The organism is Ochrobactrum sp. SFR4 (assembly GCF_019730395.1).
In the GTDB taxonomy this organism is placed as follows: Bacteria; Pseudomonadota; Alphaproteobacteria; order Rhizobiales; family Rhizobiaceae; genus Pseudochrobactrum.
On sequence record NZ_JAAPBB010000809.1, the window covers coordinates 1 to 269 of the forward strand.

The following is a 269-nucleotide window of genomic DNA, read 5'->3' on the forward strand; positions in this document are numbered from 1 at the left end:
GGCCGCTCAGAGCGCCGCTGCCGGTTCTGTGCTGGGTTCTCCGCTTGATCCGCGCTATACCTTCGACAGTTTTGTTGATGGCGCATCCAACCGCGTGGCCTTGGCCGCAGCGCGCACCATTGCTGAAGCCGGCTCCAGCGCTGTGCGTTTCAATCCGCTCTTCATTCACGCATCCGTTGGTCTTGGTAAAACGCACCTTTTGCAGGCCATTGCTGCCAGTGCTTTGCAGCGTCAGGACAAGCCGCGCGTTGTCTATCTGACCGCAGAAT

1 protein-coding gene is annotated in these 269 nt (G+C 59.5%); it reads left to right on the forward strand.

The features are described 5' to 3' along the window. Positions 1-269, forward strand: a 269-nt coding sequence (locus HBA93_RS21325) for a DnaA ATPase domain-containing protein (protein ID WP_286202120.1), incomplete at both ends; no start/stop codon positions are given.